Genomic DNA, 16,438 nt, shown 5'->3' with positions numbered 1-16,438 from the left:
GGAGATCTACGACGAGGTCTGGGGCGAGGGCGTCTACAAGTGCGTGGGCGTCAAGTCCGACCAGGTCGTCTACGGCGGCGGCAACATCCACTGCATCACGCAGCAGGAGCCGTCCGCCTAGTAGCCCGGCCTGCCGGGGCGCGGCGCCCCTCTTTCACGGGAGTCCGCCGCACCCCGGAGGCCCGGCCGGCCAGGCGAACGGGGCCGCCTGGCCGGGCTTTCCCCGGGCGCTCCGCTGCCTCCGCACCGGAGCGCCCCTCCCCTTCGATTGGATACCCGCCTGGCCTGGGACCTATCGCGGGTTAGGCCTAATGTTCGCTTGGATATCCCAGGTCAGACGCGTATCCAATTGCCGAAAGTTCCCGGTCGTATACGCGGCCGTCTTGATCGGAGTATCCATGTACCAGCGTATTTAATTACTGCGCTGGAATAGAACGCATGCTTGATAAATTAATTTAGCATCAGACAGCGGGCGCAGTTTCAGTCGAATCCGTGCCCGCTGCTGTATGTGTGAGCAGTGTGAACAGGGGACGTAGCCCTGTTCACGCCTGGACCCATGTCGGCACCGGTCAATGTCCACGATGCTTCTGCTTACGCTTCAGCTTTCGCTGCTCGAAGCGCGCCTCCGCCTCATCCGCGCGACGCTGACTTCTTGCTTGAGCCGACTCCCGCTTCATCGCTTCCCGCTGTGCCGCGAGCGCCTGTTGTGCCTTGGTGCTCACCGCGGGCCGTTTAAGGGCTTTCGCTGCCTCGCGAGCGCGCCGCTTGGGGTTCTTCGCGGGCTTGCTTGTCTCAGTGGCCTTGTCGCCGAAGAACGAGAGCTTCTCCCATTTGCCGACAACGAATTGCAGGATCTCCTCATCGGACGGCTCCGCGCCGAAGACGATGCGGGCGACGCCGTATCTGCCGTCCTCGACATGCTCCGCCAGCCCGACCCAGAATTGGCCGTCGTGATATACGGTCAGGGTGGACGACACACTGATCTGCATGGTTGGTTCCTCCTTTATGTAGATGACCATGCAGAGAAGGGACAACCAAGGAGGCAGGTTACTGATGCGGACCCCCGCACGCCCACGACTACCCGACGGGGACTGTGTTTTTATCTCTGGTAGTTGGATTGTAGCACGCGCAGACGCGCCCTTCATCGCTGGCGACATGACATGGTTGGGGCTTACCACCCGACGCGCCCTTGCGCATATCGTCTTCTCGGTTTCGAAACTTTAAAAGACCTTGAGTTTCGAAACCGCGAAGGAGAGTTTAAGCAAGAGATGACGTTAGCTCTGAGTCGACGCTCGAGAAGGGGCTCGGGTCGCTTCTACCCATCAGGGATGCATTCACGAAGGTCCTCATCGCCCGCGCGGGAGTTCGAACGCGCGCAAATCGATCCGGACGCAAGCGAAGCCCCAGTCGGCTCCATGACTTATGGGAAAGCCGCCCTTTGCAGGCTTCTTACCCTTGTTGTGGATGTTGTTGTTTACGGTGTTGTTTGCGTTCGCATTGGCAGAGGAGCTGTCGCCGTTGCCCCCCGTATTCGTCAGTACCGGGCTGGGTGGCTGCCCTTCAGCCTGTATGCAAAGTGGGCTTGGGCCCAGCGCCGTCTTTTTATAAGCGCTTTGGCGAAAACGTCCTGCTTATCAGAAGGATTTAAGTCCCAATTAAGAAAGGAGCGGAAAGAGAGCCATATGCAATAGCAATGATTTCGCTATTGCATCTTTTGCTCGCATTTGCCTTAATAAATCCTATATTAAAAGGCTATGTCACAACAAACAGTTGATAAATAGCCATTTTTATAGGGGAGTATCAGAACTCCCCTACAAACTGTTATTTGCAGTTATCTATACTCATTTGGAATTTCGATATGAAGTGTCTCACACAATAACTTCACATCATGTGCATCATTTTCATCAAACTCGTATCCCAGATGGAACATTACTTGACTATATGGTTCAATACAGGAAACCTCTATTTCCTCAATTCTTCCTTTACCCGAAAAAGTTTCTACCGGAAAACAATCCCCATCATAAAGAATTTCACCTTCGTCCGTATATTCAAAACAATGCAAATCAATAATTCTGTTTTTCAAATCTTCCCATACAGTATGGTTCAATGTTGTATATTCCATCTTAATCTCATAAAAGCCATTAGCTTTCATTATTTCTATAAAGTTCTGATAATCGTTCTTTTCTACAAAAATGTCAATATCATTATGGGCTCTTGATTGATATCCAAGAAGAGCATCTACACCCCAGCCACCATCAAGAAAGACTTTAATCTCCGCATCTATTGCAAATTGAAGAATCTGTTTTACATCTGTTATATTGACCATCTTATCATCTCCACAAATTCTAATTAGGCGACCAGAGGAACTGCTGGTCTGTTTGATAAATCTCTGCATTTAGCAGTTTTCAATGTTGCCAAAACGAAAGTTAAGAAGATGTTCCTTTTCTCCATGTCGCTTTCTTTGGCGTAATTTACAAGGTTATTCCACACAAGATAGTTGTTCAGATACTTGGTAGAAACACCGTTAAAGCCACGCATAAACCTCTTTAGCTGGCTATGGTAGCTATTGATATGTTGGATATTATAAATGCCTTTCTTGGCTTTGCCAGTCTTTAACTGCACAAGGTCAATGCCATTGGCATTTGTAAATCTCACATAGGAGTTCATCTTGTCCGTAACAAGAGTGGAATTGGTCTTAATCCTACCATCATAAATATGATGTAAATCTCTTGTAGAAACTCTACCAGTATTCGTAATCTTGGAGATAGACAAGCCATTCCTATTAACCGCACAAGGAACACATACCTTTTCTTGGGACAAGCCTCTGATATGTGTAGAATGACCACGCTTATGAGCCTTGCGTGGCATAGCAAATGTCTTACTCTTGCTATGATTGCCCTTGTACGAGATGGCGAAAAAAGTTTCGTCAGCCTCAATAATGCCGTCAAGGGTAACATCGTCTGCCATATTCTGAAGTGCATCCAAAATCTTGTGTCTCCAAAGGAATGCGGTGTTTCTGTGAATCCCACAAGCAACAGCAGTCTTACGAATGGATAAGCCATTCATCATACAATCAATGTACTGCTCCCACACGGACAAGTCTTTTCTTGTACCAGACACAATGGAGTTCGTAGCAATCACGAAGGACTTGCCACAATCCTTACATACATATCGCTGTGTGCCATCTTTACGATGACCATTGCGAACCACATGGATACAGCCACAAAGAGGGCATACACGACCATTTGCAAAGCGTTCCTTTAATGAGTACATCATTAAACTCACCAACGATATTGAAACTGGGGGTGTTACGTTCCGCTCTCCGCAGGATGTAAGTGTAAGTATTGTTGGCAACGGACACACCGTGACGCTTAAACAGGACGGCTTGATTTCCGTAATGAGGGGAGCTCAATTGAACTTGGGCGCGGCAGACGGTACTGACACGCTAATAATTAGCGGTGGAGACGCGCAGAGCTACTACATACCTGGCATGTTGTATATCCAAGACAGGTACAGCACGTGCAATATGTACCCCGGCGTCACCATTGCCGACCGTACAGGCAGTAACTACTTTGGCGGCGGCGTAACCGTACGGAGCGGCACATTCCATATGTACGGCGGTATTATTGATCACTGTGGCATTAACGGCGGATCCGTTTGCTCTGGCGGTGGCGTTGCGGTAATTAACGGCGGCTTGTTTATCATGGATGACGGCGAAATAAAGAACTGCTTCGTTACTTCTGACTACAAAGACCCGGACCCCTGCATTATCACGACTGCCGGCGGCGGCGTGTGCGTTTCCGGCGGATCTTCGTTTGTTATGAAGGGCGGAACCATTTCGAACAACAAAGCAGACGAAATGGGAGGCGGCGTTGCCGTTGTTGCAACACAAGATGACCGCGATGGCGACTTCAAGAGCTCCGCGCAAATCCTTGGCGGTAAAATCATCGAAAACGAAGCAAACGCCGGCGCAGGTGTGATGGTTTCCGCGCATTTCTACACCGAATCAATGGGCATATGCGTTCCCAACCCGGGCGTAGGCACCCCCCAAACGCCGGGCCTGTTCCTTATTAAGAACACCACCATAGCCAATAACATAGCGAACAAGGACGGTGGCGGCGTTGCATCGTATCTTTACGACACCAGCTTGACCATCGACGGATGCACCATCACCGGTAACAAGGCGGCAAATTACGGCGGAGGCTTTGCCGCAGAAAACAATTCTGGCGAAGGCGCAGACACCACCATCACCAGCACCAAACTGTGCAACAACAGCGCAGACATGGCGGGTTCCGACGTCTACCTGAGCAACTCTGTTGCAAAATTGCCAGCCGCAAAAGACATGAACGAGCTTTACCTGGGCAAACCCGATGACGTGACTAATAAAAAGATTGACGGTTGGTATCATGACAACGAAGGTGCCCGCTACACAACGCAGACAAAAGATCAGCGTAGCGAGTACTCCACCGATGCCCCCATCGGCTCCGATGGCAAGGTTTATCTGGTTGCCGCCGCAAATCCGTCTTTGGTGAAAATCACCTTCGCGAATGAAGACGGCACCACTATCTACAGCGAAAAATTGTACGAGATCGGCACGACAGCAGACCAAATTGAGGTACCCACTCCTACGAAACCGTCTGACGACAAGTACGACTACGTGTTCGATTCGTGGGACAAGGAAATCACCGACGCGACAGAAGACGTTGTCTACAAAGCCAAGTTCAAAAAGGTGCCCAAGAACAATCCGGGCAATCCCGATGCCGGCAAACCCGACGCGGGCGCCACAGGCAACAACACCCCTGGCGCGGGCGGATCTCAAACTAACGGCGGCAACGCGAACGCCGATAGCGCCATTCCTCCGATGGGTGATCATACGGCAACAGTGCTTGGCGCTGCTCTGACCGGAACGGGTGTGCTTGCATTGGCAGCTGCAATCTTCGCGCGCAATAGAAAGCGCATCTGATAAAGCAAGGCGCTCTCTTTTCGCTTGCCGCAAGAAGTCGGTACCGCGCGGGTGCGAACTGCGGCCCAAACTTAGACGGCTCAATAAATAAATAAGCTGCAAGGGACTGGTCCCGGATTTTCTCCAGGGTCAGTCCCTTCAATTTGACCCGACCCCTCCGAGCGTTTCAGTGGGTTGCGTAGGCGTCGAGGTCAGTCATCCCTAAAGGGCCCGAAGTCGTATCACGTCCGCTCCGATCCCGTCCTCGATATGGCCGAAGGCCTGTTCGGCCGGCTCGCTATCCAGGTAGTTGTCCTTGACGCCTATTCCGAAGGAGGCATGCGAGCGATATCAAGTCGTCGCGATTCCCAATGCTCATCTTGACCGCGTGCCATCTGGGCAGGCGGCGCAACCATGGCTCCCTTGTTGGTTTTCGACGTTGTATAAGGCAATCGCAATCGTCTTGAGCTTCTTTAGGGAACTTGAACAAGAGATATGGCCTGCTGGCGATTGATTAAGTCCATTCGTTTTGGTTACAAGAAAACACACTGCGCGCCTGCAGCATGAAGAAGAGGGAATCCATATGAATATCGTGTATTAAGTGGCAGCCCGCGCAAGGGTGCCAATACCGACACCATGGTCGAGGCGTTTGCCGAGACCGCACGCGAGGGCGGCCATACGGTCGAGGTCATTCGCGTTGCCAGCAAGAAGATCGCCGGCTGCCTGGGATGCCAGTACTGCTTTACCCATGAGGGCGCCTGCGTGCAGAAGGATGACATGATCGGTGTGGTCGAGTCGCTGCAAGACGCCGATATGGTCGTCTTCGCCTCGCCTATCTACTGGTTCGATATCACTGCGCAGGAGAAGGCTGCCATCGACCGCCTGTACGCCTTCGGTGCTACGGGCTTCCCGTTCACCAAGACGGCCCTTTTGCTCGATAGCCACAGCGAGGGCGCCTATGATGCGGCGATCGCTATGTACAAGTCAGCCTGCGCGTACTGCAAGTGGGAGAACCAGGGCATTGTCACCATCAGCGGTATGACCGAGCGCGACAGCATGGCATCGTCGCCCAAGTTGGAAGAGGTGCGAGAGTTCGCCCGCAAGCTCGCCTAAGGACAAGAAGAGCGCATGGCAATCGGTGTTATTTGAACTGCTTGCCGTCCTTGCCAGGTGAATCGTTGATTGCCCTGCGCCGTTGCCCTTGCGGACAATCTCGGCGTGCTAGGAGGCCTTCTCACTCAGGAACTCCCTGAATGCGGGGATGTCAAAGCCAACGAGACCACGCCCGCGCTCTCCGATGACGCCGTCCTCGAGGAGACGGCGTTTATATTGGCTTGCATAGTTGCCGGCAACGCCCATGCGTTTGGCTATCTCCGAGACCCTGCTGGGGCCAGAGTCGGGCAGCATCGCGAGCAAAAACTCAATGTCTTTATCGGAAAGCTCCCGATAGGTCGTTTCGAGAATTCGATCGCGCAGCTCCATACGGGCAAGCAGAGAACCCTGCTGGACATCAGGTGCGCTGATTTTGGGCGAGTTCTCCGAAACATCCCATGTGCGATATCCGACGAGCTGCATCATGTAGGGGAATCCGTCGACGGCCTTCACAGCATCCTCGAGCGCTTCTGGTGTGATTGAACGTCCTCCGGCCTCAACAGTTTTGCGAAACGCGTTTGCAATTTCAACGTCAGTGATTCGTCCTAACTGATGATATTGGGAACGCCTGAGGAACGAGACGGAATCGTTACGCAGCAACGCCGATACTTTGTAGGGCAGTCCTGCCATGAGTAGGGCAACTTTTTTACCTTCGCGTACAAAGTGCTGGTAAACAGAGGCAAATTGAAGCATTTCTTCGAGATCGACGGTGACTTCATCGATGGTGATGAGAAGTCCGATGTCATGTTTTTCGAGTTGCTTAAAGATACCATTCATGCGTGTGCGCCAGTTGCCCTGGGCCTCTTGAGCATATGTCCAATCGATGCCCACTGGACCAATTTGAACGCCGTTTATGCGCGCGTGAGGCTGTGAGAGATAGCTATCTGCGGCTTCTTTGGTTCGCTCGATAATATCTTCGAGCATGCCTGGCATGGCGGAGACATTTGCTGCGATCCAGCCGTGTTCAAGCGCCGTTTCTGAAAGGAGCGAGAGAAGCGCCGTCTTGCCCGTTCCCCTTGCTCCCGTAATAATAGTCGACAGGTTGGGATCTCCCGGGCCGTTGATAAAGCCACGGTTGATGTCGCGCAGGATATGCTCGCGACCCGCTAGAAAGGGAGGGACGCTTCCAAATGTTGGGGTAAAGGGGTTCTTGCTGTACTCCATGGTAGCTCCTTTGCAAGTTTTGCTAATTTTTGCAAGTTTTGCTAACTTTTGCAAGTTTTGCTAACGACAGACCAAAGGGCATCGAAGCAGTGGCGCTGACATGTTTTACGCAGAAAAATAAGCAGAAATCAATTTATCTGCGTTAAAAAATAGTTGAGAAGAAAAACGACGAGTCCCGGGCGCAATGCCGTTGCGTTCCGGGCCTCGTCGCTTTGCGAAGTGTCTAACGATCTCGTTGCCGTCGTCCTAGTCAAACAAACTCGGCATGTCGTTTTCTTTCATGAGGGCACCGGCAGAGGGGAGACTCTGCGCGGTGAACTTCTCGGCCGAGACGCCGGCGCCAAGGATTTCCTCGGTCGTGCCGACGGTGGTGACCGAGCGACCCTTCTTGGCGGTAAAGGCCTGGACGCCCTGCGTGTTGGTGGTCGTCTTGGTCTTGAGCAGCGACGTGTTGAAGTTCATCAGGCGGTAGTCGCTCGAGACCAGCGCGATGTCGTGGTCTTCCTTGAGTACCTGAGCATACAGCAGTTTGCTGCCGCCGTAGATGGCGTTCTTAAGGCGCTTGCGGTTGGTCTTGGTGACGTATCCAGAAAGTGCGACGCGCACCACGCGGCCGTTCTCAAAGACAAACAGCACGTCGGCCTTGTAGTCCTCAGGGTCGATGACCCAGATGACACTCTCGTCGGGTTCCATCTCGAGGTCGGTGGGCAAGTACGAGCCCAGCTGGGCCGACTTGGTGTCCTCAAACGCTGCGACCTTGCACTTGTACACCTGGCTCTTGTTGGTAAAGACCAGCAGCTCGTGGGTGTTGGAGGACGGGAACTCGATAAAGGGTTTGTCGCCGTCTTTGTACTTGAGCGTCGCAGCCTTCTTGAGCACGCGGTCCGTCATCTTCTTAAGGTAGCCATCGCGCGAGAGCATGATGGTAACCGGATATTCCTCGACCTCGGGCTCCAGGCTTACCTCGATAACCTCATGGGGCTCGATCCTGCCCGTGCGGCGCGGCATCACGTACTTTTTGTTGACCGCGGCCAGCTCGTCGCTGATGACCTTCTTGATGTTCTCTTCGCTCGAAAGGATCTCCTCTAGCTCGGCAATCTCACCCTCGAGCTTAGCGATGTCCTTGGTGCGGTTGAGGATGTACTCCTCGTTGATGTTGCGGAGCTTAAGCTCGGCAACAAACTCGGCCTGGGTCTCGTCGATGTCGAAACCCTTCATAAGGTTGGGCACGACCTCAGCCTCGAGCTTGGTGCCACGGATGATGGCGATGGCCTTGTCGATGTCGAGCAAGATCGCTTCGAGGCCGTGCAGCAGGTGCAGGCGCTCGGACTTTTTGCCCAAGTCAAAGTTAATGCGGCGACGCGTGGACTCAATACGCCACTTGACCCACTCGTGCAGGATCTGGCGTACGCCCATAACGCGGGGATAGCCGTCGACCAGCACGTTAAAGTTGCATGAGAACGAATCCTGCAGCGTAGTCGAGCGATAGAGCTTGGCCATGAGCTTGTCGGGGTCGACACCGCGCTTAAGATCGATGGCGATACGCAGGCCCGAGAGGTCGGTCTCGTCGCGGATGTCAGCGATCTCCTTGACCTTGCCTTCTTTGGAGAGCTTGACGATGCGATCGATGATGACATCGGTCTTGGTGGTGTAGGGGATCTCGTAGACCTCGATAATGCGCTCTTCGGGAATCCAGCGCCAGCGGGAGCGGATCTGGAAGCTGCCAAGGCCGGTCTCGATAATCTTTTCCATCTCCTCGCGGCGGTAGATAATCTCACCGCCGGTCGAGAAGTCGGGCATGGGCATGTACTCGAGCAGATCGCAGTTAGGATCCTGCAGGTAGTGCATGGTGGCGGTGCAGACCTCGTTGAGGTTGAAGCCGCAGATGTCAGACGCCATGGCGACGCCGATGCCCTTGTTGGCCGAGACAAGGATGTTGGGGAATGTGGTAGGCAGCAGGCGCGGCTCCTTCATGGCGCCGTCGTAGCTGTCGACAAAGTCGACCGGGTCCTTGTCGATGTCCTTGAAGATCTCGGCACTGATGGGGGCGAGCTTGGCCTCGGTGTAACGCGAGGCAGCGTAGCTCAGGTCGCCCGAATAGTACTTGCCAAAGTTGCCCTTCGACTCCACGAAGGGGGCGAGTAGCGCCTCGTTGCCGGTGGCCAGGCGCACCATCGTCTCGTAGATTGCAGCGTCGCCGTGCGGGTTGAGCTTCATGGTCTGGCCCACGATGTTGGCGCTCTTCTGGCGCTCACCTTTGAGCAAGCCCATCTTGTACATGGTGTAGAGCAGCTTGCGGTGCGAGGGCTTAAAACCGTCGATCTCGGGGAACGCACGCGAGACGTTGACGCTCATGGCGTAGGGCATGTAGTTGACCTCGAGCGTCTGCGTGATCGGCTGATTGGTGACCTCGGAGTGCAGGCCGATGACGTTCTCGGCGTTGACCTGCTTTTTCTTTGGCTGGTTCTTCGTCTTCTTCTTTGCCACGATTTCCTCTTGAACTTCTTATGGGCCGTCGTTATCGATTTGCTGCTACTGCAGGTCCAGCTGGTCCAGGTATTCCTTGCCGTGCTCCGAGATATGGCGCTTGCGGCCCGCCTCGTCGCTGCCCAGCAGAAGGTTGAACATGGTCTCCATCTTGGCGACGTCTTCGGACTCCACCTTGATCAGACGACGCGTCTCGGGGTTCATGGTGGTGAGCCACATCATGTCCGGGTCGTTCTCACCAAGACCCTTGGAGCGGTTGATGGAGCACTTCTGGTCGCCGATCTCCTTAAGAATGCCGTTCTTCTCGAGCTCGGTGTAGGCAAAGTAGGTCTTTTCTTTGCAGTTGATCTCGTAGAGCGGCGACTCGGCGATATACACGTAGCCTTCGTCGATAAGCGTGGGCACCAGGCGATAGAGCATGGTGAGCACGAGCGTGCGGATGTGATAACCGTCGACGTCGGCGTCCGTACAGATGATGACCTTGTTCCAGTTAAGGTTGTCCAGGTCAAAGGCGCCGAGGTTCTTGATGCGCTTGTCTTTGATCTCCACGCCGCAGCCCAGCACGCGCATGAGGTCCATGATGATATCGGACTTAAAGATGCGCGGATAGTCCTCCTTTAGGCAGTTGAGGATCTTGCCGCGGACGGGCATAACGCCCTGGAACTCGGCATCGCGCGAGGTGCGAATGGCGCCTGCTGCCGAGTCGCCCTCTACGATGTAGATCTCGCGGCGGCTCTTGTCCTTGGAACGGCAGTCGATGAACTTCTGCACCCGGTTGGCCATGTCGGTCTTCTGCTGCAGGTTGGTCTTGATGCTCTGGCGCGTCTTCTCGGCATTCTCGCGCGAGCGCTTGTTGATGAGCACCTGCTCCATGATCTTGTTGGCGGCATCTTTGTTCTCGATCAAGTAGGTCGAGAGGCGCTCCTTAAAGAATGCCGTCATGGCCTGCTGGATAAAGCGGTTGTTGATGGCCTTCTTGGTCTGGTTTTCGTAGGACGTCTGGGTGGAGAAGCAGTTGGTCACCAGCACCAGGCAGTCCTGGACGTCCTGCCACTTAATGCCGCTCTCGTTTTTGTTGTATTTGCCCTGTTGCTTAATGTAGGCATCGATGGCGCTGGTGAGGGCACTGCGGGCCGCCTTTTCGGGTGAGCCGCCGTTCTCGAGCCAGGAGGAGTTGTGGTAGTACTCCTGCATCGTGAAAGTGCGCGAGAAGCACATGCAAGCAGTGATTTTTACGTTGTAATCGGGCAGATCCTCGCGATCGCGACCGCGACGGTCGGCTTCGATAAAGAAGGGCTCGGTAAGGTAGTCGGTACCGACCTTCTCGAGCACGTAGTCCTCGATGCCCTTGGGATAGCAGAAGTCCTCTTCGGAAAACTCGCCGTCGTCGCCCTCGATGCGCAGCCGGAAGGTCACGTTGGCGTTGACCACGGCCTGGCGGCGCATGGTCTCGCGATACCAATCGTGGGGGATGCTGATGGAGGTAAAGACCTCAAGATCGGGGCGCCACTTGATGGTGGTGCCGGTGCGGTCCTCGTCGCTGGGCTCAACCTCGAGTGCTTTCTTTTTGGCGCCGACGACCTTGCCCTTCTTAAAGTGCAGGGAGTACTTGTTACCGTCGCGCCAAACCGTGACGTCCATGTACTCGGAGGCGTACTGGGTTGCGCACGAGCCCAGGCCGTTGGTGCCGAGCGAGAAGTCGTAGTCGCCGCCCTGGTTGTTGTTGTACTTGCCGCCGGCGTAAAGCTCGCAAAAGACGAGTTCCCAGTTAAAGCGCTTCTCGGAGGGGTTCCAGTCAAGCGGGCAGCCGCGGCCGTTGTCCTCCACCTGAATGGAGCCATCGCGAAAGGCGGTAAGGGTGATGAGCTTGCCGTAGCCCTGGCGCGCCTCGTCAACGGCGTTGGACAGGATCTCGAAGGCGGCATGCGCGCAGCCGTCGAGCCCGTCCGAGCCAAAGATGACGGCAGGGCGCAGGCGTACGCGCTCCTCGTCCTTGAGCTGACGAATACTGTCGTTACCATAGTTTGCGGTGTTTTTTGCCATGCTCGCTCTCTCGATGCTCCTTTGCTGCGTTTTAGTCATATAGATAGTCAAGGTAGCATAGCCCAGCCCTTGGGCGATTCCAACCAACACGAAATCCATCGAACAATCGTTCGGAGTTCGATAAGGTTTCGTTTACTCGCACAAAACCGAGTCGGTATTGTGCGAGCAAGTTTGAATAGCGAACCGAAGTTGTAATGTCCGCATAGCGATGACGAATGAGCCGAGTCGGCGTCTCTCACAAAAGTAACTAGGAGCTAGCGGGGCCTATCCGAATTGACCTCATTGGCGGTATCGGCTTCGAGCGCCGTGCGGCGGGCGCTGTAGGCGACGAGGCCGGCGCCTGCCGCGGCGAGTGCTGCAGCGGCTGCCGTAAGGGGAGCGCATGTATCGCCCGTGCCCGCAAGCGCGCCCGCTTTTCCGGGGCGCTTGCTATTGTTGTGGTCCTTGCCGCTGCTGGAGCTGCTTCCGCCGGAGCCGCCGCCCTTGTCAGTACCGCCGCCACTCGAGCCGCCACCGTCGTCCACCGTCATCGGTGCATCGTGAAGCCCCGTCGTATCCGCGCTGTCGCATACGCCGACCTGAACTTCTGAGCGTTCGCATGCCGCGTCGGGCACATGAAGCTCGTGCAGTACGGCACCCAGCGCCGAGTTTGCACCCGGCCGAATTTCCTCGAGCGTTACGGGATCGAGCGCCACCAGGTTATGCGCCTTCGCATACAGCGTTACGCGTTTGCCCACATCGTCGCTCCAGCTCTCGGGGATGGCGAAGCTCATGCGGAACTGTGCCGTGCAACCCGGTGCCAGCACGGCGTTGCCGTTGTCGGCTACCAGCGGGTGCGTTGCAAAACGTGCGCCCAGCGTCTCGAGCGCGTACTTCACGTGTGCCATGTCTTGGGCCGAAGCATCCTCGGCAAGCTCTGGATCGTAGATCGAAACCATGCGTGCGTTCAGTCCGAATCCGATGGATGCGCTGGAGAACGGCTGGCTGGAGCCCTCTCGGTACAGATCGATCGTGCCGGCGGTCAGCAAGGTGTTGCCGTCGTTTCGCACCGTGACCATGAAGGATTCGCCTGCTGCTCCGGGTACCACCGCGCCCGAGGTAGCGACCGCGCCCGTCGGAGTGGCACACGCCACCAAGGGCACTTCGATGCCGTGCAGCTCTGCCTCGCTCTTCTCCGCGCTCACAATGTGCGTGGCGAGTGCGGAGAGCATGCCTCCCGACGTCAAAAATGTCGTTATCTGATCGACGGGATGGTCCAGCTCGCACATCACGAACGGCTCCGTGAACAGATCGCCTGCCAAGGTGCTGGCGAAGATGCGGAAGTGCTTGCCCATCACTGCTACCGGGTTGCCTTCTTCGTCGTAGGTTTGTCCCACCTTGCCATCGGTGTTCTCTACATAGAGCACGCACCTGCCGTTGTTGCTTACGCTAAACGATGCCGGGCCACAGCCTGCGGCACCCACGGGCTGCGTTGCAAATGCCGATGCGCCTCGCGTCCAAGTAATATGCTGCAGTTGCTCGTTGACGGTTGCCAAAAAGCCCGAATGTTGTGGCCATGGCACCGCATGAGGTACCGTGGCGTCTGGTGACATAACGTCCCAGCACGCAATGGACTGGCCGATCACGGCGTACGATGCGCAGCCGCAACCGTCTGCGGTCTCGTACGCAACGGACACCACCATTTTGCCGTTGATATTCTCGGGCTTGCCCAGCTCGATACTCGACGGTGCTTGCGGAAAGCAGAGGACCTGACGGAACGTGAGACTGTCGCCCAAATCATCCGACCACAAGGTAAAGCATTCCAGCGCAACCTCGGCCTCGCTGCCGAGCGCCTTTTCTGCGGTGGTTCCGCGGCGGTGGAGGTAGGCACCCGACAGGCGCCCGTCGACGAGCGTCTTGCCCACCGTGATACGCGGGCACTGCAGACAATGGTAGCCATCCTCCTGAAGGCGGCCGCGCGAGATGCTGCGCCACGACGTATACGACACCACGCGAACTTCGCTATTACTTATGCGCAGGCGCACGACGGACAGTATGCCGGCTGTGCTTGCCGTATCGAAAAGGGTGTTGTCACCTGCGGGGCGCTCGCCCGAGATCAGCAGCACGTAGGCGTCCTGGTTTCCTCTTCCGTCCGTATATTCCACCACGTCGAAGTCGTAATCGAATATGCCGTCGCGCTCCACGTCGCCCTCGCCAAACCCAAGGGGAAAGTCCACGGGAGTGGGAGCGGACCACGTGCCGTTTGCCTTTGTGTGCACCACCAGGCGCGAGCGGCCATTGTCGCCGTAGCGCACCGAGGCGATACGGAACAGACATTCTACGCCGGCAATCATTGCCAGCTTCATGTGGGCTTCGCTGAGCACGCCAGCAAACAGCACGTTGTCGCTCGAGGGCTTGATGCCGCCACGCTCGTCCTCCGATACACCAGCAGAATTGGCGTTGGGGTCCGCAACGGCGTTCGTCGCCTGCCCGATATAGGTGTACTCATACATCGGCGCGGCGTTTTCGTCGTTCTCTATCAGTGTATGGACGAAATGCTCGATCTGTCCCGTGTCGTCGCTTTCTGCATCCGCCTCGAGCTTAATGCGCGTGACCGCTTGATCCCAATCGCGCACGACAGGCGCGACGTTTACGGCAGTGGCCTTAACCTCGGCGCGTGCGAGCAGCTCGGCGTTGGTGACGATGGTGGCCGATGCGATAAATTGAGGAACGCCGCCTGCCTCGGCGTTGCCGGCCGTGCCGAAGCGGGCATCCAACGTGTAAGGCGTATCTCCACCCAATGCGAGCTCAGAGCGCTGGAGCACATACTGGTTGCCATTGTTCACCGACATATTCCACGAATCGAGGAGTGTGGGCCACGACCCCGACCAAGCCTTGGTGGTCCACTTGAACATTACGAACTGGAGTATCACATCGACATCGACGTCTGCACCTACGCGCAGCCGCGGAAGCTGGCGTCCATCTGCCTTCTCGTACCCAATGAACAGCGTGAGGGATGCGGCGCCGCGCACGGCAGACGAAGCGACGCCTGCAACGCCGGCGCCAAAGGTGACGGCAAGCCCGATCTGGATGGTGAACGAGCCCGAGGTGTTTGAATAGTCGAGCGAAATGTTTTTAAAAAACGCCGCGCCGCTGCCGTGCGTGTGGGCACCCACGGCGAGCGCCAGCTTCGCCAGCACCCAGGGGTTGACGTTTAGGAAAAACGGCACCGGTCCTAGGGTAAACTGCTCGGTCCAATTGAGGTCGGTTCTTACCTGGAAGAGGGCCTTAATATTGCCAAATGCGGGGTCGTTGTTGTCACCCCAGGTTTTGCCCACCCAGTCGTAGGCGAGCGATCCGTACAGCTGTGTGGCGATATCCATCGTAAAACGCGGCGTGCAGTGGTGACGAAGCAGCTTAGTGTTCCTTGGATCGGTGCCCGAACCGGCACTCATACTTTTGTACTGATTCCACTTCCCCTCCATCTCGTCGAGGTAGCGGTTTGCCTGCTTGGCGCCCGACTCGCGCGGTGACTTCTTCCAGTACTCCGGATCCGGATTGCCCGAATCGTTCATGTAGCCGACCGGTTTGTATCCTCCGCCAAACAGCACGTATCCGGCAAAAGAGAAATCGAACAAAATGGGGAACGAGGGCATCCAGCACGTGAACTTATTGCCGCCGATGCCGGGAAACGCCGCCGGGAAATCAAACGGAGTAATCTCTTGGTCCATGGTGGTGGGGACGATAGTGGTCGAGCCCGATTCTGCCTTTGCGGCCGGCGCGGTGACAACGGCCATGGGGGAGGAGAGTGTATAGGTCTTGCCCTGATAGTCGAGGACAAAGCGCAGCTTGCATCCTTCCTCCAGAAGGCCCGAAGCTGCATCGAGGAACGTGTCTTCGAGTGTGAACGTTGCCAGATTATCCGAACCCGATGCACTGGCCTTGACTTGGCCAATTTGCGTGACGGTTTCGGATGAGCTGCTCGTGGCGGGCATTACCTTGTTGATGCACAGCGTTGCCTGTCCACCCTGTGGCAGATGTGCCTGCACGGTAAAGGCGTGCGTGTCGGGTTGGTCGTTTCCGGCGTCGTCCTTCGGCAGTGCCATGAACGTGGCGTCGGCGTACTGGATGTCCCACTCGTCGAACGTAAGCTGGCGAAAGTACGGCTCACCGTCGGAAAGCGGACGTGTGGGCGCGGTAATGGCGGTGCCGCCCTGGATGCGCGTGAGGGGGATCTCGACATCACGGTAGCCCGCCATGCTGATGGAGATGCCACCGTTAAAGTCGTACGCGTCGAGAAGCGTTGCCTCGTCCACGTAGCCTTCCGAAAGCGGCGCGACCTCAAAGATGGCCGTGCCCTCGTCGTCGGTAGTGGCGGAGATCTGCTTGCCCGCGGCATAACGCGACGCGAGCGTGACCTGGGCTCCCTTGATGGGCATATTCTTGTTGGCGACGTCGACCACGACCACACCAAACATGGTGCGCGAGAGAACGAGCACCTTGAAGGGGTCTTCTTCGTCGGCATAGGCCTCGGTGGGGGCGAATGGCAGTATGAAGGCGTTTGCGCTGCTCGGCACGCGAGGCAGCATGATGCCTGCCAGCGAGGATGCTCCGGCGATAAGTAGCGAACGACGATCAAGCATTTTGGGCTCCCATCCCGCAAATAACGGA

General features: G+C 56.0%; 8 protein-coding genes and 2 pseudogenes. 3 read left to right on the top strand and 7 right to left on the bottom strand.

Annotated elements, in window-relative coordinates:
* The first annotated feature begins 43 nt into the window (after positions 1–43).
* Positions 44–121 (top strand): agmatine deiminase family protein, encoded by a 78-nt coding sequence (locus tag ACTNA2_RS02785; RefSeq protein WP_441048561.1) that lies wholly within the window; start codon positions 44–46, stop codon positions 119–121.
* Between the two features lie 448 nt (positions 122–569).
* Here ACTNA2_RS02785 and ACTNA2_RS02780 read toward each other — a convergent pair whose 3' ends face one another.
* From ACTNA2_RS02780 to ACTNA2_RS02770, 3 genes and pseudogenes are all read right to left on the bottom strand, one after another.
* A complete protein-coding gene (locus ACTNA2_RS02780; protein ID WP_427796066.1) occupies positions 570–989 on the bottom strand; it encodes a YjdF family protein in 420 nt (139 codons plus the stop codon).
* Between the two features lie 842 nt (positions 990–1,831).
* Entirely contained in the window at positions 1,832–2,326 is a 495-nt protein-coding gene (gene lnu(C), locus ACTNA2_RS02775; protein WP_019543803.1) for a lincosamide nucleotidyltransferase Lnu(C), read from the bottom strand.
* Positions 2,327–2,349: 23 nt separating this feature from the next.
* Positions 2,350–3,264 (bottom strand): annotated as a pseudogene (locus ACTNA2_RS02770) (IS1595-like element ISSag10 family transposase); the annotation flags it as partial.
* A gap of 100 nt (positions 3,265–3,364) precedes the next feature.
* Between ACTNA2_RS02770 and ACTNA2_RS02765 the strand changes: the two are divergent.
* Together ACTNA2_RS02765 and ACTNA2_RS02760 are read left to right on the top strand one after the other, a co-directional pair.
* Positions 3,365–4,963, top strand: a complete 1,599-nt coding sequence (locus ACTNA2_RS02765) for a hypothetical protein (protein ID WP_441048558.1) — start codon at positions 3,365–3,367, stop codon at positions 4,961–4,963.
* 585 nt (positions 4,964–5,548) lie between these two features.
* A pseudogene (locus ACTNA2_RS02760) lies at positions 5,549–6,055 on the top strand (flavodoxin family protein); the annotation flags it as partial.
* A gap of 108 nt (positions 6,056–6,163) precedes the next feature.
* On the opposite strand, the gene ACTNA2_RS02755 reads toward ACTNA2_RS02760, so the two are convergent.
* The 4 genes from ACTNA2_RS02755 to ACTNA2_RS02740 form a co-directional block, all read right to left on the bottom strand.
* Positions 6,164–7,258, bottom strand: coding sequence for an ATP-binding protein (locus ACTNA2_RS02755; RefSeq protein WP_154516910.1), 1,095 nt, complete (start codon positions 7,256–7,258; stop codon positions 6,164–6,166).
* Positions 7,259–7,504: 246 nt separating this feature from the next.
* A complete protein-coding gene (locus tag ACTNA2_RS02750; protein ID WP_441048557.1) occupies positions 7,505–9,745 on the bottom strand; it encodes a DNA gyrase subunit A in 2,241 nt (746 codons plus the stop codon).
* A gap of 45 nt (positions 9,746–9,790) precedes the next feature.
* The gene (locus tag ACTNA2_RS02745; RefSeq protein WP_441048556.1) at positions 9,791–11,788 is read right to left on the bottom strand and encodes a DNA gyrase/topoisomerase IV subunit B; all 1,998 of its coding nucleotides are present in this window, start codon (positions 11,786–11,788) and stop codon (positions 9,791–9,793) included.
* A gap of 254 nt (positions 11,789–12,042) precedes the next feature.
* Entirely contained in the window at positions 12,043–16,410 is a 4,368-nt protein-coding gene (locus ACTNA2_RS02740; protein WP_441048555.1) for a hypothetical protein, read from the bottom strand.
* Positions 16,411–16,438 lie beyond the last annotated feature (28 nt).

It is taken from the genome of Collinsella sp. HCP28S3_E9 (genome assembly GCF_052065455.1).
Lineage (GTDB): Bacteria > Actinomycetota > Coriobacteriia > Coriobacteriales > Coriobacteriaceae > Collinsella.
Note: the sequence above shows the minus strand (reverse complement) of the source record. Positions and strands in the feature narration are given on the sequence as shown.